The sequence below is a fragment of the Orrella sp. 11846 genome, from assembly GCF_048820935.1.
Lineage (GTDB): Bacteria > Pseudomonadota > Gammaproteobacteria > Burkholderiales > Burkholderiaceae_B > Algicoccus.
Map to the genome: position 1 here is coordinate 103,917 of NZ_JBMERD010000003.1, position 20,120 is coordinate 124,036.

General features: G+C 50.4%; 17 protein-coding genes. 8 read left to right on the forward strand and 9 right to left on the reverse strand.

Translation table 11 applies throughout. The annotated features are described in order from the left end of the window. Positions 1-118 precede the first annotated feature (118 nt). The 4 genes from ACOI06_RS03480 to ACOI06_RS03495 all read right to left on the reverse strand — a co-directional run bounded on the left by ACOI06_RS03480 (position 119) and on the right by ACOI06_RS03495 (position 3,281). Complete coding sequence (locus tag ACOI06_RS03480; protein WP_420661113.1) at positions 119-1,288, reverse strand: vWA domain-containing protein; 1,170 nt, start codon at positions 1,286-1,288, stop codon at positions 119-121. Beyond that, a complete protein-coding gene (locus ACOI06_RS03485) occupies positions 1,278-1,880 on the reverse strand; it encodes a GNAT family N-acetyltransferase (RefSeq protein WP_420661114.1) in 603 nt (200 codons plus the stop codon). The genes ACOI06_RS03480 and ACOI06_RS03485 overlap by 11 nt, the downstream gene beginning before the upstream one ends. Positions 1,881-1,889: 9 nt before the next feature. Beyond that, positions 1,890-2,765, reverse strand: coding sequence for an AAA family ATPase (locus ACOI06_RS03490; RefSeq protein WP_420661115.1), 876 nt, complete (start codon positions 2,763-2,765; stop codon positions 1,890-1,892). An 87-nt stretch (positions 2,766-2,852) separates the two neighbouring features. Further along, the gene (locus ACOI06_RS03495; RefSeq protein WP_420661264.1) at positions 2,853-3,281 is read right to left on the reverse strand and encodes a DUF1841 family protein; all 429 of its coding nucleotides are present in this window, start codon (positions 3,279-3,281) and stop codon (positions 2,853-2,855) included. Positions 3,282-3,394: 113 nt separating this feature from the next. On the opposite strand from ACOI06_RS03495, the gene ACOI06_RS03500 reads away from it, so the two are divergent. Then, positions 3,395-3,790, forward strand: coding sequence for a hypothetical protein (locus ACOI06_RS03500; protein WP_420661116.1), 396 nt, complete (start codon positions 3,395-3,397; stop codon positions 3,788-3,790). A 60-nt stretch (positions 3,791-3,850) separates the two neighbouring features. Then, positions 3,851-4,750, forward strand: a complete 900-nt coding sequence (locus ACOI06_RS03505; protein ID WP_420661117.1) for an SMP-30/gluconolactonase/LRE family protein — start codon at positions 3,851-3,853, stop codon at positions 4,748-4,750. Between the two features lie 348 nt (positions 4,751-5,098). Here the strand turns inward: ACOI06_RS03505 and ACOI06_RS03510 are convergent, their stop codons facing one another. After that, complete coding sequence (locus ACOI06_RS03510) at positions 5,099-5,662, reverse strand: Smr/MutS family protein (RefSeq protein ID WP_420661118.1); 564 nt, start codon at positions 5,660-5,662, stop codon at positions 5,099-5,101. 23 nt (positions 5,663-5,685) lie between these two features. Then, positions 5,686-6,645, reverse strand: a complete 960-nt coding sequence (trxB, locus tag ACOI06_RS03515) for a thioredoxin-disulfide reductase (RefSeq protein WP_420661119.1) — start codon at positions 6,643-6,645, stop codon at positions 5,686-5,688. A 64-nt stretch (positions 6,646-6,709) separates the two neighbouring features. On the opposite strand from trxB, the gene ACOI06_RS03520 reads away from it, so the two are divergent. The 4 genes from ACOI06_RS03520 (at position 6,710) to ACOI06_RS03535 (ending at position 12,135) form a co-directional block, all read left to right on the forward strand. Continuing rightward, the gene (locus ACOI06_RS03520; protein WP_420661120.1) at positions 6,710-9,061 is read left to right on the forward strand and encodes a DNA translocase FtsK; all 2,352 of its coding nucleotides are present in this window, start codon (positions 6,710-6,712) and stop codon (positions 9,059-9,061) included. Positions 9,062-9,090: 29 nt separating this feature from the next. Further along, positions 9,091-9,792 (forward strand): outer membrane lipoprotein chaperone LolA, encoded by a 702-nt coding sequence (gene lolA, locus ACOI06_RS03525; protein ID WP_420661121.1) that lies wholly within the window; start codon positions 9,091-9,093, stop codon positions 9,790-9,792. Then, positions 9,792-11,102, forward strand: a complete 1,311-nt coding sequence (locus tag ACOI06_RS03530) for a replication-associated recombination protein A (RefSeq protein WP_420661122.1) — start codon at positions 9,792-9,794, stop codon at positions 11,100-11,102. The genes lolA and ACOI06_RS03530 overlap by 1 nt, the downstream gene beginning before the upstream one ends. An 88-nt stretch (positions 11,103-11,190) precedes the next feature. Next, positions 11,191-12,135, forward strand: a complete 945-nt coding sequence (locus tag ACOI06_RS03535; RefSeq protein WP_420661123.1) for a LysR family transcriptional regulator — start codon at positions 11,191-11,193, stop codon at positions 12,133-12,135. A 139-nt stretch (positions 12,136-12,274) separates the two neighbouring features. Here the strand turns inward: ACOI06_RS03535 and ACOI06_RS03540 are convergent, their stop codons facing one another. Further along, on the reverse strand, positions 12,275-13,441 hold the full coding sequence (locus ACOI06_RS03540) for an acyl-CoA dehydrogenase family protein (RefSeq protein WP_420661124.1): 1,167 nt from the start codon (positions 13,439-13,441) through the stop codon (positions 12,275-12,277). A 244-nt stretch (positions 13,442-13,685) separates the two neighbouring features. Between ACOI06_RS03540 and serS the strand changes: the two genes are divergently transcribed. After that, positions 13,686-15,020, forward strand: a complete 1,335-nt coding sequence (gene serS / locus ACOI06_RS03545) for a serine--tRNA ligase (RefSeq protein ID WP_420661125.1) — start codon at positions 13,686-13,688, stop codon at positions 15,018-15,020. A gap of 70 nt (positions 15,021-15,090) precedes the next feature. Here the strand turns inward: serS and ACOI06_RS03550 are convergent, their stop codons facing one another. Both ACOI06_RS03550 and glpK read right to left on the reverse strand, forming a co-directional pair. Then, on the reverse strand, positions 15,091-16,689 hold the full coding sequence (locus ACOI06_RS03550) for an FAD-dependent oxidoreductase (RefSeq protein WP_420661126.1): 1,599 nt from the start codon (positions 16,687-16,689) through the stop codon (positions 15,091-15,093). 68 nt (positions 16,690-16,757) lie between these two features. After that, a complete protein-coding gene (gene glpK, locus ACOI06_RS03555) occupies positions 16,758-18,293 on the reverse strand; it encodes a glycerol kinase GlpK (protein WP_420661127.1) in 1,536 nt (511 codons plus the stop codon). 211 nt (positions 18,294-18,504) lie between these two features. Between glpK and ACOI06_RS03560 the strand changes: the two genes are divergently transcribed. Further along, a complete protein-coding gene (locus ACOI06_RS03560; RefSeq protein ID WP_420661128.1) occupies positions 18,505-20,103 on the forward strand; it encodes a gamma-glutamyltransferase family protein in 1,599 nt (532 codons plus the stop codon). Positions 20,104-20,120 lie beyond the last annotated feature (17 nt).

Here is a 20,120-nt window from a genome sequence, read left to right on the forward strand (position 1 = left end):
GGAGTTTTCCCAAAGAGAAGACAGAATGAGTCAACTATGACCCGAATGCTGGAGAAGGGTTCCTTAGCTAGTTCGGATCATCGTGTATGTTGTAGTTTAAAACAGGATTGCAACATGTTTATTTTGACAGAAAACGCATGGCGTCTTCTAGTCCGGAAACGGTGACTGGATACATTCGGTCCTGGACAATGTTGCGAATAAGGGCAGTTGATTGCCGATATTGCCAAGAAGCTTGCGGTTCAGGGTTAAGCCAAACAGATTTAGGCCAATTACTGGTAATTCGTTTAAGCCACTCTGCACCCGGTTCTTTGTTGTAGTGCTCGACTGAACCACCGGGTTGCAGAATTTCATAGGGACTCATGGCAGCATCACCCACGAGAATCACGCGCCAATCTGCGTTGAACTTGCGCAGAATGTCCCAGGTATCAAAGCGCTCCATATGGCGGCGACGATTTGATTTCCAAAGGTTTTCATAGGGGCAGTTGTGGAAGTAATACACTTCCAAGTTCCGAAATTCGCTACTCGCTGCAGAAAACAGTTCTTCAACGCGTGCGATGTGATCGTCCATGCTGCCACCGACATCAAGCAGCATCAGAACTTTCACGCTGTTGTGGCGTTCGGGCACCATCTGCAAGTCAAGGTAACCAGCGTTTCTGGCCGTTTTGCGAATGGTGTCATCCAGATCGAGCTCGAGTTGCGCCCCTTCTCGCGCAAAACGTCGTAAACGGCGTAGAGCCACTTTAAAGTTTCGGGTGCCTAGTTCGAGTTGATCGTCGTAATCACGAAACTGGCGCTCATCCCACACTTTAATCGCTGTGCGATTACCAGCAGAGGTGCCACCAATCCGAATGCCTTCCGGGTGGTAGCCGCTGTTACCGAAGGGTGAAGTGCCACCAGTTCCGATCCAGCGATTGCCACCTTCGTGTCGCTCTTTTTGTTCTTCGAGTCGTTCCTGAAGCATTTCCATGAGCCGATCCCAGCCGTGTTTTTCAATTTCGGCTTTTTGCTCATCGGTCAGGCGACGTTCAATTTCTTTGACTAACCAGTCCAGCGGAATTTGTTTGCTGGGTAGTTTGGCTTGCATGGCGCGGTAATAAGTCGCAAAGGCACGATCGTAACGATCGTAGAGTGTCTCGTCTTTGACTAGAATGAGTCGCGACAAGTAGTAGAAATCTTCCAGCGTAGGCGCCATGAGTGGCTGCTGGAGTGCTTCCAGAAGCGCGAGGTACTCTTTGACGCTGACCGCGAGCTTTTGAGAACGAAGGTGGTAAAAAAAATCAACGAGCATGGCGATTGAGTAAATCCGTCAGATGAGCTTTAATTTCAGGCCATTCGCCTGCAGTGACGCTATACATGACTGTGTCACGAATTGTGCCATCACGTCGCATTGCGTGGCCCCGTAAAATACCATCGCGTTTTGCCCCTAAACGTTCAATGGCACGCTGAGACGCAAAGTTAAAGTTATCGGTGCGCCACCCAACGACACGGGCCCCAAGTGTTTCAAAAGCGTGTGTCATTAGCAATCGTTTGCACGTGGTGTTGACGTGACTACGTTGCCAGCGTTTGGCGTACCAGGTATAGCCAATTTCCAAGCGGGCGACCGACGTCAGAATGTCGTGATAACGGGTTGATCCGATCACGTCCCCACTGTCTATGTCCACGACGGCAAATGGCAGCATGTGGCCGTTCTGATAACCGGCCAGGGCTTGTTCAATATATGCGCGGGTTTGCTCGGGCTCTGGCACTGATGTGATGCGCAATTGCCAGAGCGCTCCGTCCTGTGCGGCTTGTCGAAGCCCTTGCTCATGCGCCAAACTCAAAGGTTCTAAGCGAATGCGGGCATCACTTAAAGTGCACGGTTTGATGAGTTGCGTGAACATGATGGCGAATCACCGACGTGTGGTGTGACGAGTCACTGCAGCCAATCGCTCAAGTAAATGCATGTCCTGTTCGTTTTTCAGGAGCGCACCAGCCAGAATTGGGACTGATGTGGCGTTGTGAGCCTGCATTTCTTCGGCACTGACATCTTCAGCAATGAGTAAGCGCAGCCAATCCAGAAACTCGGAAGTCGATGGCTTTTTCTTCAATCCTGGTGTCTCACGCAACGCAAAAAATGCATCCAGAGCGGCGTTGAGTACTGAGCCATGCAGGTTTGGATAGTGAACGGCCACAATTTCTTGCAAAGTTTCCCGGTCTGGGAAACGGATGTAATGGAAGAAGCAGCGACGCAGGAATGCATCGGGCAAATCTTTTTCGTTATTCGATGTGATGATTACAAGAGGTCTGTGATTGGCACGAATGGTCTGACGGGTTTCATACACATGAAACTCCATCTGATCGAGTTCGCGCAATAAATCGTTGGGAAACTCAATGTCGGCTTTATCAATTTCGTCAATCAGTAAGACAACCGGGGACTCGTGTGTGAACGCCTGCCAGAGAACGCCTTGCACAATGTAGTTGTTGATGTCTTTAACGCGCTCATCGCCAAGCTGAGAGTCACGCAGCCGTGAGACAGCGTCGTACTCGTAGAGACCTTGGTGGGCTTTTGTCGTCGATTTGATATGCCACTGCAGGAGTGGGCGACCGAGTGCGGCGGCAACCTCTTCGGCGAGCATGGTTTTACCCGTGCCGGGTTCGCCTTTGATGAGGAGCGGGCGTTGCAGTGACAGTGCGGCGTTGACAGCTAGTTTCAGGTCATCGGTGGCGACATAGCGCTCAGAACCCTCAAAACGCGTTTGTGATTGCGGTGTGCTCGATTCGGTCATAAGTTCATGTTCCTCAAGAAATTTCAATGCATTACTGAAGAATGCTGCCAGAGATGAATAGCTTCATCGTACATCGTGGCGGACGTATCAGATCGTTCCAGCGCGACGCAGAATTAAATCTAGATACGTGTCGTTATCCAGCGGTTTGTTTAAACGCTGCGCTTCCCAGACGACCTCGCCCAGACATTCCATAATTTGATGAACGGCTTCATGTTCATCAAAGCGGCTTGCCAGCTTGTGGTGCGCTTGTCGAATGCCTGGTGGGTGATCGATTGAGATTTGTTCAGCAATCGCTAAATGCATCGACAAATGTAAAAACGGGTTGGTGCGACCTTCTTCAACAGAGTACTCGCGGGTGAGCGCTTCTGGATCTTCAAGGTCTTCGTGATATTCCGGATGCATGGCGACAAGATCAGCAGCCATCACTTCAATGGGCGTCAGAATCTGTCCAGAAGTGCGTTTTTTCCAGGCATCAATAAAGAAGGTGCGAACTTGGTCTCGACTGGGATCAAACATGTTGAATAATTTTTTGTAGTAAACCACGCACTTGCGCGGCAGGGTGATGTTCAGCATCATAGTGCTTTGTGCGCCTAAAAGGCACTTAAACATTTAGATTCGGGAGAGTATTCATGAAGGCAGATTCGAAAATTAAGCACCAGACGGCGTTTTTATGGCTAAGAAAAGGGTTGATAGCTGTGTGTATGTTGTTCAGTATGCAAATGGTTTACGCACAAATTGATGGTCATGGGCCAGATGCTTGGCGTGTTGTGGATCTGGAACCTGGTGAGTCACTTGATGTGCGCATGGGGCCGGGGATGGAGTATCCCGTGACAGGTCAGATTGCAGGTGATGCACGTGGTTTGCGTCAAGTGACTTGCGTGCCGCTCTATACGCTCGAGATTTATCAGCGCTTAAGTGCACAGGAGCGCTTTGCCCTAGGACAGCGTTGGTGCTTGATGCAAACTGGTGATTTTGGGGTGTCTGGTTGGGTCCCTCAGGCTTTTATTGCTGAAGACAGCCAATAAACTTTTTGGCGGTATGATGAGGAAGACATTAAAAATATCGTAGTGAGCGTAGGAGACAAAATGAAAACCAGAAAATTGGATGTGATTGCGGATGGATTGACGTACCTAGAAGGGCCCCGTTGGCATGATGGTGCGTTATGGTTTGTCGATTTTTACACCTATGGTGTGTATCGTGTCGATGCAGAAGGTCAGGCTAGAAAAATCGTGCATATTGAGCAGCAACCATCCGGATTAGGTTGGTTGCCAGATGGGCAGATGCTGATTGTGTCGATGAAAGATCGAAAGGTTTTACGTTTGCAAGCCGATGGTGAGCTGGTCGAGCATGCCGATATTGGTAATTTGTGTGGTGGCCATGCAAACGATATGGTGGTTGCACCCAACGGCAATGCTTACATCGGTAACTTTGGCTTTGATCTGATGGGTGGTGCACCTTATGAGCCTGCGGATTTGATTTTGGTGCGCCCTGACGGCACATCACAAACAGTGGCCACTGATCTTGGTTTCCCCAATGGCATGGTCATCACACCCGATGAAAAAACATTGATAGTGAATGAGCTTTTTGGTAACCGTATCTCGCAATTCGAGATTTTGGATGACGGTACATTAGGCCCGCGTCGGGATTTTGCGGATTTTGGTCAGCTGGGTGATGAGCCTGATCTTGGCAAACGACTTGAAGCCGCCAAGATTATTCCAGATGGTCTGGCGCTTGATGCTGAAGGTGCGGTCTGGTTTGCGGACACAATCAATCAACGGGCTGTGCGTATGGCTGAGGGTGGTGAGATTCTCGAAGTCGTCGATACTGCCCCAGAAGGCGTGTTTGCCGTTGCGTTAGGGGGTGATGATGGCCGCACTCTGTTCTTATGTGTAGCACCAGATTGGGATGAAGGGGCGCGCAAAGTCGCTACAGAAGCGAGGATGCTGGCAACCCGTGTCGACGTACCTCATGCGGGGACACCTTAAATTGGGTTTGATGGTGGTTGGGTGAGTTTTTAAACAAACTTATCAGGAAGTTATTAGCGTATTCCCTGATGTTTTAATTTATTAAACTCGTGCATAATTTGTCTCATGCAGGTGAGGAGACAAGCTGCAGGGAAGACTGGCAGGAGTGGTCAAATCCCAATCGATCACAATAAGAATCGAAAAGCAAAACGGCTGACAGATGTCAGCCGTTTTGCTTTTTAAAACTTCAAGCATTTACATTTATATAAGCGCCGTGTATCTAAAGGCAACGCCAATAAGCAAATTGTCACTGAATATAACAGTGACGCAAAGACTTTGGATCTTACGCAAGGCTCTAAATAGATCGTATTAGTCCGCAGAAAGCGGTGTGCGCAAACGTACTAGCAAAGCACCACCGCCACCATGATGAATGTCCGGTGTGACGTAACCCATCACTTCGTGCATTTGTTGTAGCCAGTGGCGAACGTGTAGTTTGAGAATAGATTGGCCTGTGCGTGAGCCATAGCCTTGTCCGTGTACGACACGAATACGACGTAGATCCATGTCATAGCATTGACGCACGAACTCATAAAGTCGTGTTCGAGCTTCATCAACGGTGTAGCCATGGAGGTCGAGGCTGGCCTTGACCAGTTGGGGTTCGCGTCGCAATCGAACGAGTGCGTGGTGGGATAATCCCGATGCTCGATACTCGGTGTCATCGTTTAGATGGGCGAGATCTTCCATAAAGGCATCTGAAAGCGCAACACCAACTTTAGGTGGATGGTTTTCTGCGGCGGTCTGTCGAACGTGTGCGGTGCGCGCAGGTAACCCCCTCGGTGGATGATGCACGCGAGAGGGTGTTTGCAGCGGAATGACATCCTTCATTGCGATTTGCAATAGCTCGGTGTCTTCCTGACTCAGACCTTTGGCCACCACACACGAGTCGTCAAACTGGCTTAGTTTGACTGATCATCCAGCCAGCGTTGTGCATCCAGTGCCGCCATACAACCGGTGCCTGCGCTAGTAATGGCTTGACGGTAGATGTTGTCTTGGACGTCACCTGCCGCAAATACACCTTCAACGGATGTCATGGTAGCCAGACCTTTCAAGCCGCTGCGGGTGATGATGTAACCATCTTCCATGTTCAACTGACCTTGGAAGATTTCTGTGTTGGGGTTGTGTCCAATGGCAATAAATACACCGTGTACAGCCAGTTCAATGGGATCTTCACCTTTGTTGCTGCGCAAACGCACGCCGGTCACACCGGAGTCGTCACCCAGTACTTCATCGAGCTCACGGTGTAAAGCCAACTTGATGTTGCCGTTTTGGACTTTCTCATGCAGTTTGTCGATCATGATGGGTTCGGCACGGAATTCATCGCGGCGATGCACGACGGTCACACTCTTACAAATGTTGGACAAGTAGAGCGCTTCTTCGATTGCAGTGTTACCACCACCCACCACGACGACATCTTGATCTTTGTAGAAAAAGCCGTCACATGTGGCACAACCTGAGACTCCGCGTCCCATAAAGGCTTCTTCAGAAGGCAGACCGAGATATTTTGCAGAGGCTCCGGTCGAGATAATGAGCGCATCACACGTATACTCTTTGTCATCGTCGCCGTAAAGACGGAATGGACGACTGGAAAGATCGACTTTATGGATGTGATCGAAGACAATGTTTGTTTCAAACCGTTCGGCATGTGCCTGAAAACGTTGCATTAATTCTGGGCCTTCGACACCATTTGGATCGGCTGGCCAGTTATCAACATCGGTTGTCGTCATCAATTGACCGCCCTGCGCCATGCCTGTGATGACGGTGGGCTTGAGGTTTGCGCGTGCAGCATAGATTGCGGCGCTGTATCCTGCGGGACCTGACCCCAGGATCAAAACTTTAGAGTGGTTTGTTTCAGACATTTTATAATCCTTGAATATTTGCAGTCCTATTATAATGACCCGTATGTCAAAAACGAATGCAGCTATGTCTAAACCCGTGAGATCGTCGCGCGGCTCACGTAACGTGCGCAATGGTCCGTCGCCTTTGCAACAGAAAATTCTCGGTGTATTCCGCGAAGCTCGGTGGGTGATGTTTGCGCTGCTCGCGCTTTGGTTGACGATCGTGCTTGTGACTTGGAATCCTGCGGATCCGGGTTGGTCGCATGCGACTGGTCAAACGATTCTGAGTAATCGTGGTGGATTGCTGGGTGCTTATGTCGCAGACATCCTATTGTATTTGTTCGGCTATTCAGCTTGGCTGTTTGTTGTGTTGCTCATTCATCGGGTGGTGATGGGCTTTCGGCGATTGTTTCGTCCAGGTCATGGCGAAGAGGGCTCAGAGCTTGAACGGGTGCGTTGGGAGCACGGCATCGGTTTTGTGTTGCTGATGGCGGGTTCGCTTGGTTTAGAAGCGCTGCGATTGGGGTCTTATGGAACGGATTTACCAAGCCGCACCGAGGTGTTAAGTGGTGCAGGTGGTGTTCTGGGCCACGTATGGGCGCAATGGCTCTCTCATCTCATCGGATTTACGGGCAGTACGTTATTGCTCCTTTTCTTGATTGTGTACGGCCTTAGTTTATTTTTTGGTTTTTCTTGGGGAATGATTTCGGAGTGGATAGGTCATCGCCTTGAAAAAATCGTACGAGGTGTACGCAACTGGTACGGTGCACGTCAAGATCGCCGTGCCGGTGAAGTGGCGAAAACGCAAAGACGTGAGCAAGTACAGGCAAAACACGAGAAGATTGTGCATGAGCAACCGGTGCGGATTGAACCTGCGGTGGCTACGATTGCCCGTTCCGAGCGAGTTATTCAAGAAAAACAGCCCACGCTGTTTCATGATGGACAGGCTGGCAATTTGCCAGAGATCGCTTTATTGGATCCTGCCAGTGAAGTGGTGGAAACAGTTTCACCTGAAACGATTGAATTTACCTCGCGGTTGATTGAGAAAAAACTATCCGACTTTGGGGTTCAGGTGACTGTGGTGTCTGCGCAAGCGGGGCCTGTGATTACACGTTATGAGATTGAACCCGCGACGGGTGTGAAAGGCTCACAAATTGTGAATCTTGCCAAGGATTTGGCGCGTGCACTGAGTTTGGTGACGATCCGTGTCGTCGAAACCATCCCGGGCAAAAACCTGATGGGGTTGGAGCTCCCCAATGCAAAACGACAAATTGTGCGTTTGTCTGAAATCGTCGGTTCAAAAACTTACCACGACAGTCGTTCACTCTTGACGGTGGCGCTTGGCAAAGATATTGCAGGCCATCCGGTGGTTGCTGATCTCGCAAAAATGCCGCATTTGCTGGTGGCAGGAACAACAGGCTCCGGAAAGTCTGTCGGTATCAACGCGATGATTTTGTCACTTTTGTACAAAGCGAAACCGTCTGATACTCGCTTAATTTTAATTGATCCAAAAATGCTGGAAATGAGTGTTTATGAAGGCATTCCGCATTTGTTAGCGCCGGTTGTGACGGATATGAAGCAAGCTGCCAATGCTTTAAACTGGTGTGTGGCAGAAATGGAAAAGCGCTACCGTTTGATGAGCAAATTGGGGGTGCGTAACCTAGCGGGTTTTAACGCTCGAATTCGTGATGCGGCTAAAAAAGACGAAACCATTCCGAATCCATTTTCTTTGACACCGGATGCACCGGAACCCTTAAAAGAGCTTCCGCATATTGTCGTTGTCATCGATGAGCTGGCTGATTTGATGATGGTCGTCGGTAAGAAAATTGAAGAGCTGATCGCAAGACTGGCACAAAAAGCCCGTGCTGCGGGTATTCACCTGATTTTGGCCACGCAACGCCCCAGTGTGGATGTGATTACCGGTTTGATTAAAGCTAATATTCCGACCCGCATTGCGTTTCAAGTGTCTTCCAAGGTGGACTCCAGAACGATTCTGGATCAAATGGGTGCGGAGTCTTTGCTGGGCCTAGGTGATATGTTGTACATGCCACCCGGTACGGCGTTTCCGAATCGCGTGCATGGTGCGTTTGTGTCTGATGATGAAGTGCACCGTGTGGTGGAAGAAATCAAACAAGACACTGAGCCTGATTATGTCGACGGTTTGTTGGAAGGCGCGATTGAAGGCGAGACTGGCGATGGGGTGGGCAGTGTCACGGGCTTCACAGACAGTGAGTCGGACCCTTTGTATGATCAGGCTGTTGCGATCATTCTTGAGCATCGCCGTGCCTCGATTTCATTGGTGCAGCGACATTTGAGAATTGGTTACAACCGTGCAGCTCGGTTGCTTGAGCAGATGGAAGCGTCCGGTCTGGTATCCGCCATGCAATCCAACGGGGTGCGAGAAATTCTCGCACCAACGCCACCCAAGGATGAGTAAGCAATAAACAAGACAGGAGTAGCAAACACATGGCCTTGAAGAATGAAAGCGTCCAAGCAATGACAAAGAGCGGTTTGGGCCGTAAGAGCAGGGGATTCAAGCTCAGTGGACTCAAGCGTTATGTGGCGATGCTGTGTCTGCTCATAGGCGTATCGGCTAATGCCATGGCCAATAGTGCGGCTGAAATGTTTGAGCAGTTCGTGCAAACATTTAGCGCAGCAACGGGCGTTTTTGAGCAATCGGTTCTAGATGACAAAGGGCAAGCATCGCAAATGCAATCCGGTGAGTTTTCATTTCAACGACCTGGTAAGTTTCGCTGGAGTGTTTTAAAGCCTCATGAACAATTGATCATTTCGGATGGGCGCGTCATTCAGCAATACGATCCTGATTTAAGACAAACCACGATTCGTCAGGTTGATGCTGCTATGGGCAGTAGCCCTGCTGCTTTACTGTTTGGTGAGAAACCATTGCAGGATGCGTTTCAGCTGTCCTCATTGCCCGATGAAGGGGGCATGATCTGGTTGCGTGCAACCCCGTTTAAAGCCGATGCAGGACTGAATCGGGTTGATATTGGGATGAAAGAAGGAATCCCTGCGCAGCTATTGATCCAAGATGGATTTGGGCAAACAACGCGCATTGAATTGTCTCGGATACGCGCGCAGTCTGAATTTCCGGCTGAAACATTTGTGTTTAAGTCGCCTGTCGGCACTGATGTGATTGAGATGCCGTGATGGTAGACCTATTTACGACTGAGCCCAATAAGCCCTTAGCTGAGTTGCTTAGACCTAAAACGCTGGATGAGGTGGTTGGCCAGACGCACTTACTTGGGCCGGGTAAGCCATTACGGTTAGCCTTTGAATCGGGTAAACCGCATTCCATGATCTTTTGGGGACCACCTGGCGTAGGGAAGACGACTCTGGCGCGTTTGATGGCGAGTGGTTTTGAGAGCGAGTTTATCGCTTTGTCAGCGGTGTTTTCTGGGGTGAAAGATATTCGTGCTGCCATGGAGCAAGCACAACAAAATCTCTCACGGCAGAAACCTACGATCTTGTTTGTCGATGAGATTCATCGGTTTAACAAAGCGCAGCAAGATGCGTTGTTACCGTATGTTGAAAGTGGGCTTGTGACGTTTATTGGTGCAACCACTGAGAATCCCTCGTTTGAGGTGAACTCCGCGCTCTTGTCTAGATCGCAAGTGTATGTTCTGAAATCTTTGGAGCCCGAACAATTAAAGCAGTTGTTGCAACGTGCGCAGTCTGTCGCTTTGTCTGGTTTAGCGTTTGATGAGGTCGCGACAGAGACTGTGATTGGTTATGCCGATGGCGATGCACGGCGCTTTTTGAATCTTCTGGAACAATGTCAGACCGCCGCTGGGGTTGCGGGTGTGACGCAGATTGATGGCCCTTTTATTGAAAACGCGTTGATGCTCAATAGCCGACGTTTTGATAAGGGTGGGGATAGCTTTTACGATCAGATTTCGGCTTTGCATAAGTCGGTCCGTGGCTCGCATCCCGATGCGGCGTTGTATTGGCTGACACGCATGCTTGATGGTGGCGCAGATGCTCGTTATTTGTCACGAAGAATTGTTCGTATGGCTTGGGAAGACATTGGTTTAGCAGACCCTAGGGCGCTGCAAATTGCCAATGATGCGGCCACGACTTATGAACGACTCGGTAGCCCTGAAGGTGAATTGGCTTTAGCGCAGGCGGTCATTTATTTGTCGATTGCGGCTAAAAGCAATGCAGGCTACAACGCATACAATCAGGCTCGAGCGTTTGTGAAAAAAGACAAAAGTCGTGAAGTCCCTGTGCATTTGCGCAATGCACCAACCCGATTGATGAAGGAGTTGGGTCACGGGCATGCGTATCGATACGCGCATGATGAACCCAATGCTTATGCCGCAGGTGAAACCTATTTGCCGGATGGTCTTAGTGAGCCTGAGTGGTATCAGCCTGTCCCACGTGGACTGGAAATTAAAATCGCAGACAAGCTTGCTTATTTGCGCGAACTCGATCAGGCCGCAAAACAAGATAAATCGTAGTGATTGGTTGTGTTCGTTTTTTTCAACGCCATCACGTAATATTGAATCTAATTTCATCTGATCGATTCTTTGTTTGTGAGGCAAGTACGTGGAAACGATTTCGTCGGAAGGCCCGACATTACGACAATTAGAACTGTTTCTGACGCTGGTCGGCAGTGAGCGAATTGCCAGTGCAGGTGCTCGACTCGGTTTGACGCCATCAGCAACTAGTCATGCACTACGTGCCTTGGAGTCCGCCTTAGGGACACAAGTGATTGATCGCAATGCACCAGGGATTGAGCTGACGTATACCGGCGAGGCTATTTTGCCGCATGTGCGTGATGTTTTTGCGTCTATGCAGATTATTCGCGCTACCGCTATGGCAGGTGCGCGTTTAGAGCGTGGTTTGCTCAAGATCGGCTCACACGGTGCCAGCTCATCACTGAACGTCTTGCCACACATCCTAGAGCAGTTTAAGCAACGATATCCGGGTATTGATGTGTTTGTGACTGAACAGCGAGACTCTGAGATTGCACGTGCGCTCATAGAACGTCGCATTGAAATCGGGATTGTGGCTTTACCCAAGCCTGACCTGGACACCATCACCTTGGCAGTGGATGAGCTACTGGCTGTGTTAGCCCCAGATCACCCCTTAGCTGAACTTGATGTGGTGCCTGTAGAGGCGTTGGCACAATACCCATTTGTGATGACGCATGCGGGTTCTCAGCCCATTATTGAACGCATGTTTGCGCAAGCGAACATCAAACCGCGTGTTGTGCATGATTTGACGCAGATTTTGTCGATTCTAGAGTTTGTGCGCCGAGGACAAGGTGTGTCAGCGCTGGCTTCGTTGGTGTTGCCGCAAACGTATCAAGGCGTTGTCTATCGGCGCATTGAGCCGACTTCGATCCGTAAAGTTGGCTTGGCTTGCTTAGATCAAACCCGTTTGTCACCTGTGGCGAGTGCGCTTTGGAAGCAGGTGAAGTCAGCTAGAAGTGCTGGCGCATTGCCCGATTTGCAAGAGCGCGTTGAGCAGTTGATTCGTTTGGGATAGTACTTGTCTTGGCCAGTTAAATAAAATTCACCCGAATCACACATCAGTGAATCCGGGTGTATTGATTTCGTTTTGCGTCGTTCTACAGCTTTTTGTGTTGCGAGATGCGCCGTTTGGGCGCATCAGGCTGAATAACTGATTAACGACGTGGGAAGATGCTGCGTGCAATCATGTTGAGCTGAGCTTGTGTTGTACCACCGCCAATCTGGAACATACGCACGTCACGCAACATTCGTTCTAGTGGGAGGCTAGCTGAGTATCCAGCTGCGCCAAACATTTGCAGAGAGTCACTCACGCATTCAAACGATTCATGACCCACAAAGGCTTTGGCAATCGAAGCCTCACGCATTTCTGGCAGCATGACGTTATTGGGCAAGTGTACGGCATTGCAAGCGGCGCGGTAAATCAGCAGTCTAGCAGCATCCAGACGCATATCACCTTCGGCGGCAATCCAAGCCAGACCCTGGAAGTCTTTCAGTTTTTGACCGGTGGCTTCACGCGTATTCATGTAGTCCACGGCCAGTTCATGAGCGCCTTGAGCCAAGCCCAGTGCCACGGCTGATGCACCCACACGCTGTGCGTTATAGCCATTCATGAGCTTTTTAAAGCCTTCTTTGGCATCACGAAGGACCAGATTGGTCAATGGAACTTTGCAATCTGTAAAGATTAGTTCGGCTTCTGGAATGCCGCGCAAGCCCATGGCGGATTCAACATGACCAATCGCAAAGCCTGGTGTGCCTAGATCCACGAGAACGCCGCCAATGCCGTGATCTTGACCGTCGCGATCAATGATGCGTGCAAAGATCAGGTTGGTCTTTGAGATTCCTCCACCGGTAATCCAGTGCTTCACACCGTTAATGATGTAGCCATCATCAGTTTCGCGAGCGGTTGTGGTCAGCGCCACAAGGTCTGTTCCCGCGTTGGGTTCAGTCATTCCGATGGCTGGCTTGTCACCGTCTTCCAGAACACGACGAGCCACTTCTTTTTGTTGCTCAGGTGTACCGTAGGCCATGATGGCACCCAGCGCACCCATGTTGGTTTCAACCACGATACGCGCAGTCACACCGCAGTATTTTGCGATTTGCTCGATCACCAGCACGACATCGATCAGAGGACGCTCAGGGCCACCAAATGCTTTGGGGATGGTCATGCCAAGCAGACCAGCTTTGCGTAAAACCTCAACGTTCTCATGCGGATATTCGTGGTTCTCGTCCCATCTGGCTGCTTTGGCAGCAAATTCTTCACGACCCAGACGGTCGGCCAGAGCGACTAATTCTTTTTGCGATTCGTTTAACTGAAAGTCCACAACCGTTCTCCTTACGTAGTTTGTAATGAGTTTATATTCAAGCTATTTCATAAGCAATTGAATAAAATCTCATGTCCTGGTTGAGCCAAATATTATTGGCAAGAAAGCTTTGTTGTGTCACAGACATTGACTCTGCCATCAAAAACAATCTGAACCTCACTTGTCAGGTTCAAGTCTGCCATCGATCACGCAATGCACGGCTACAATGGGGGATTCATCATTAACTTTCCAGTGCAAGGCTGATATGCTCGATCCCACATTGCTCAGAAAAGATCCGGAAACCGTTGTTGCGCGTTTGGCTAGACGTGGTTTTCAATTTGATTTGAACCGTTATAACGCGTTAGAAGCTCAACGCAAGTCCGTGCAGATGCAAACCGAAACATTGCAAGCCAGTCGTAATGCCTTGGCCAAGCAAATTGGTGCACTCAAATCCAAAGGGGAAGATGCCAGTGCCGTGATGGCGCAATCACAGGCAATCCCGGAGCAATTACATGTTTTGGAGCAATCTCTGAATGAGGTGCAGGGACAGCTCACCGCGATGTTGCAGGAAGTACCCAATATGCCGCACGAGTCGGTACCTGAAGGTGCAGACAGTGATGACAACGTGGAGATTCGTCGCTGGGTGCCAGAAGCCGATGCCAATGGTGATCCCAAGCCTTTGCCATTTGAAGTCAAAGACCATGTCACTCTAGGTGAGCGGATTGGTCTGGATTTGGAACTGGCAGGACGCTTATCCGGTGCACGTTTTAGCTTTATGCGCGGGCCCGTGGCACGATTGAACCGTGCGCTGACGCAGTTCATGTTAGATCTTCAGACATCTGAACATGGCTACACCGAGTGCTACACCCCTTACATTGTGAACGCCAGCACCTTATACGGTACGGGTCAGTTACCCAAGTTCCGTGAAGATATGTTCTGGGTGACACGGGGTGGTGCAGAAGCCGATGCCAAAGAGTTTGGCTCACCGATTCTGGAGCAGTACCTGATTTCAACTTCAGAAATTACTTTGACGAACAGTGTGCGTGATTCGATTTTGAGTCCTGAGGATCTGCCTGTTCGACTCACCGCGCATACGCCATGTTTTCGTTCAGAAGCGGGTAGTGGTGGACGAGATTCACGTGGTTTGATCCGTCAGCACCAGTTCGACAAAGTGGAAATGGTGCAAATTGTGGAGCCAGAAACGTCTTATGACACGCTGGAAACCATGGTGGGGCATGCCGAGCATGTTTTACAACTTTTGGGTTTACCGTACCGTGTCATCGTGTTGTGCACGGGCGACATGGGGTTTGCTGCCGCCAAAACCTATGATTTAGAAGTTTGGGTTCCTGCACAGAATACTTGGCGTGAGATCTCATCAGTCTCCAACTGCGAATCTTTTCAGGCTAGACGCATGCAGGCTCGTTATCGCAGTGAGCCAGGTAAATCAAAAACGGATTACGTACATACATTGAACGGTTCAGGCTTGGCCGTGGGTCGTGCGTTGGTCGCCGTGCTGGAAAACTATCAGCAAGCAGACGGATCGATCCGTGTGCCAGATGTGCTGATCCCTTACATGGGTGGTGTGGAAGTTCTGTCCTGATCGCCTTGATTGTTCAGATGACTTGGACTGTATAGACAATTGGCCGCAAATGTTTGCGGCCAATTCGTTCCTAAACTGGAATATGTAGATATTGCTCACTTAAAGTCATGAACTGATCAAGCTGTGGATCAGTTTGCGTTTCCTCTTGCAAGATGTCTGCAACGATTTGTGCACATTGACGGGCACTCTCTGCATCCAGAAAGAGTAGTCGGCTGCGTCGAGCCAGCACATCTTCGACCGTGCGTGCGTATTCATAGCGGGCTGCAAACCGAACCATGGCTTCTGTGAGGCCATAGGCGATTTCTCGATCTGCACCCGGTAAAGCCTGAACTTGATTCGCCTCATCGCCATAGGCGAGTAGATCGGGTTGATTGCCCAGTTTGCGGGTTGTGACGGCTTGGTTTTGTGCGCCAACCAACCGAATTAAGTCGTGAGACGGTGTGCTTGGTTTTAAGACACCACTTTTAATGCAGTGAGCCAGGGTGTCTTGGGCCATGACGCGATAGGTCGTCCATTTGCCACCGGTGACTGTCACCATGCCGCTGGGGCTAGAAAGAATGGTGTGCTCACGACTGATAGATTTAGTGTCACCCGGTCCTTGGTTGATGGGTTTGACCAACGGTCGTAATCCCACCCAGAGGCTGCGTATGTCCTGCAAAGTCGGAGCTTTCTGTAAGTAGTTCGCGGCTTCACGGATCAAAAAATCAATTTCTTCACGCAACGGTTTAGGTTCGACTGGAATTTCATCGCGTGGTGTGTCGGTTGTGCCCAAGACGATTTTACCGAGCCATGGCAATGCAAATAGCACACGTCCGTCGCTGGTTTTTGGGATGATCAGCGCCTGATCGGATGGCATGAACTCACGATCCAGCACAATGTGGATGCCTTGGCTAGGGGCGACCATGGGTTCGGCGCTTTGTCCTGCAGCTTGCTCATCGATCTGACGCAGTTGATCGACCCAAACACCCGTTGCATTCACGACGCAGCGGGTTGGTACAGACCAAGTTTGATTGGTTTCGACATCACGTACGGTGACACCTTGCACGCGACCATCGGCGTGTTCAATGGATTGCACTTCGCAGTAATTTGCAATGAGTGCGCCTTTTTGTGCAGCTGTGCGTGCCATTGCCAGCGCAAAACGCGCATCATCAAACTGCCCATCCCAGTATTGCACACTGCCTTTAAGACCCCTTTGTCGAATGTTGGGTAGAAGTCTGCGAGTTTTGCATGGATTGATTAAGGCAGTTTTACCCAAGCCTTTACGTCCTGCCAGTGTGTCGTAGGCTTTGAGGCCTGCCCAGTAAAAAGGCAGATCCAGTGCTCGATAGCAGGGCATTAAAAAGGCAAGTGGTTGAGCCAGATGGGGTGCCATAGCCATCAGTGTGCTGCGCTCATGAAGTGCTTCACGCACGAGTGAGACATTGCCTTGGGCTAGATAACGTACGCCACCGTGCAACAGTTTGGTGGAACGTGATGAAGTGCCTTTGGCAAAGTCATAGCGCTCAAACAAGGCAACGCGATAGCCACGATGAACAGCGTCTAAAGCCACCCCTAAACCCGTTGCGCCCCCACCAATCACCACCAGATCAAATGGTTGGTCTGTCTTCGTGCCTGTCAGTGTGGCCTGGCGTACGGACGTGGATGCGTGCTCTGAAATCGTGCCTGTCATGTAAGTATCTTTGTTTGGTTTTGAGGTTAATCAATTAAAAATAAACAGTGTGGTGCATTCGGTGTGTGCTATCGCGGACCCTCGTCGTTTGACACATGCCAAGCCTTTGCACGTTCAAGCGCTTGATGCCAACGGTTTAAATGGGCATCGCGTTGATCGTCAGACCACTGCGGTTCAAAAATACGATCAGTTTGCCAATGTTGTTCGAGTGTGCTCAGATCGCTCCAGATGCCCGTCGCTAAACCGGCCATCCAGGCCGCACCTTGCGCGGTTGTTTCTGTGATTTTAGGTCGATAGACGGGATAACCACTGAAATCCGCTTGCATTTGCATGAGTAGATTGTTCTGAGCGGCTGCGCCATCGACTCTGAGTTGCGAAATGTGGGTAGATATGGCGTCTTGCTGTAAAGCGTTGAGCAAATCCGTGACTTGCAGTGCAATCGATTCGAGTGCTGCTCGCGCAATATGCGCACGGTTTGTGGCGCGTGACATACCAATCATGAGGCCACGTGCATGGGCATCCCAATGTGGGGCGCCTAACCCCGTTAGTGCAGGGACGAGAAACATATCTTCAGTATCAGTCACACTGGCTGCCAGCGGTTCAATGTCAGCCGTACGCTCAAAAAGATTCAAGCCATCGCGCAACCACTGAACTGTCGCACCCGCCATAAAGACCGAACCTTCGAGGCAGTAGGTGGTCAGCAGCTCGTTTGAGGTGGAATCGATGGCAGGCTTTTGCCAACCAATAGTCGTCAGTAAGCGATGTTGACTTTGGACAATGTCTTGCCCAGTATTCATGAGCAAAAAACAACCCGTGCCATAGGTGTTTTTGACCATCCCATCTTTGAAGCAGGCTTGCCCAAAGGTGGCTGCTTGTTGGTCCCCGACGAGCGCTGCAATGGGAATCTCAGCACCCAGATGCTCACGTGCAACCATCCCTGCAACGCCTAGACTTGGAACTAGGGCTGGCAGGACTTCAGGTGGTATATCAAACAAGGCCAGTAGTTGGGGATCCCAATCACCTGTGTGGATATTGAAAAGTAACGTTCGGCTGGCATTGCTGGGGTCGGTGATATGACATTGACCTTGGGTGAGATTCCAGACCAGCCACGTATCGACGGTTCCAAATGCCAGTTCACCTTTGCGCGCACGCTGTCTGGCATCAGGGAGGTGATCTAACAGCCATTGCAATTTGCTGGCAGAGAAATAAGCATCGGCCAACAAACCGGTCTTGCTGTGAATCATCGGTTCATGGCCGTCATCGATCAGTTTCTGGCAGATGCTGGCTGTGCGTCGGTCTTGCCAGACAATGGCTGGCGCTAAAGGTTGGCCTGTTTGACGATCCCAGAGAATGGTGGTTTCGCGTTGATTGGTGATACCCAGCGCGGCGACTTCTTGAGGATGAACGCCTGTTGTCTGTAAAACCTCACGGGCGACCTGCAGCTGATCCTGCCAGATTTGTATTGCATCGTGCTCGACCAGGCCATTTGCTGGAAAAGACTGGGGCAGTACTTTCTGTGCCGTTGCGCATAATCGGCCTTGCGAATCAAATAACAAGGCGCGCGAGCTGGTGGTGCCCTGATCGAACGCGAGAATGTACTTCATGCTGCTGCCTCAATGAGCCTAACTGCGTAAAGCGTCAGTTTCGCACGAAACCGCACAAACACCGCAGAAAGCGGGATGGCAGCGAGTAAATGGCATCGTTTGACAGTCTGTCTGTCAGATTGTCTTCAGAATGTGTATTGCTTTAGTGGTCAGAAGGTCATTATTGTCATACTCTCGAGGTTTGACTATTCCAATCGAAACGGGGACGTGCATGGATATTCATTCATTCAATTCAATTCGACGCAAACCAGTGATGGCCCGCAACATGGTGGCTTCCTCTCAGCCTCTGGCGTCACAAGCCGGTGCCAATGCGTTTGCGCGCGGTGGTAATGCCATTGATGCGGCACTCGCTGCAGCCATTGCCATTACTGTTGTTGAGCCAACGATGAACGGAATTGGGGGCGATGCCTTTGCCATTCTTTGGGATGGTGAGCGTTTACATGGAATGAATGGTTCGGGCCGCGCACCGGCGGGCTGGAATCTGGAACGCTTTGCCGGTAAAACTGCGATGGATACCCGTGGCTGGGAAACCGTAACGGTGCCTGGGCAAGTCGCTGCTTGGGCTGATTTGTCTGATCGGTTTGGCGATTTGCCTTTTGAGGATTTGTTTGAAGATGCCATTCGTTATGCGATGGATGGGTTTCCTGTGAGTCCTGTAATTGCGCGTCAATGGGAAATGTCTGCACAAGAATTACATGTACAGCCGGGGTTTGACGCGTTTATGCCCAATGGACGTGCACCTAAAGCGGGTGAGATTTGGCGTTGTGCGGATCAGGCTGTGACTTTGCGTGAAATTGCACGTACACATGGTCGCTCTTTTTATGAAGGTCGCCTTGCGCATCACATCACGGAGTTTGCGGCGATTCATGGCGCAGCGCTGTCGATGGAAGATCTGGCTGAGCACCAAACGGAGTGGGTTGAGCCGATTTCACAAGCGTATGGTGATGTGCGTGTGCACGAAATTCCACCCAATGGTCAGGGCATTGCGGCGTTGATTGCGCTTGGCATCTTGTCCTATCTGCCTTATGGCGAAACGGCTGTTGGCAGTGCCGCACGGGTGCACTTGGAAATTGAGGCGATGCGTTGCGCCTTTGCGGATTTGTATGCCCATATTACCGATCCAAATCATATGCGTGTGAAACCTGAAGACTTGCTGAAACCTGCCTATTTGAAAGCGCGTGCTGCATTGATTGATCCGAAAAAAGCCGGTGTTTATCCAGCAGGTCAACCAGAAAATGGTGGCACGATTTATTTGTGTGCCGCAGATGCGCAAGGTCGCATGATTTCTTACATCCAGTCAAATTACAAAGGGTTCGGGTCCGGTGTAGTTGTTCCTGGTACAGGGATTGCATTACATAGCCGTGGCAATAGCTTCTCTCTGGACCCTTCGCATCCGAACGTGGTGGCAGGTCGTAAAAAGACAATGCACACCATTATTCCAGCCTTTATGACAACGGCAGATGGCCAGCCTTTGATGGCATTTGGTGTGATGGGTGCCAATATGCAAGCGCAAGGGCACGTGCAAATGACGCTGCGTGTTAGTGTTGAAGGCTTGAATCCTCAGGCAGCGTCTGATGCACCACGCTGGCGCATTATTGATTCTGGCGAATTGATTATGGAGGCAGAATGGCCCGAGTCTGTATTGCGTGAGTTGCGTGATATGGGCCATGACCTGACCGTTGAGCCCAATAACAGTCTGGAGTTTGGTAGTGCCCAGCTGATTGCCCGTTTGGATACACAACGAGGTGAGACAGTGGCCTATGTTGGCGGTTCAGATGCCCGTCGTGACGGTCAAGTCTCGCCATACTGATCGGATTAGCTCATCAA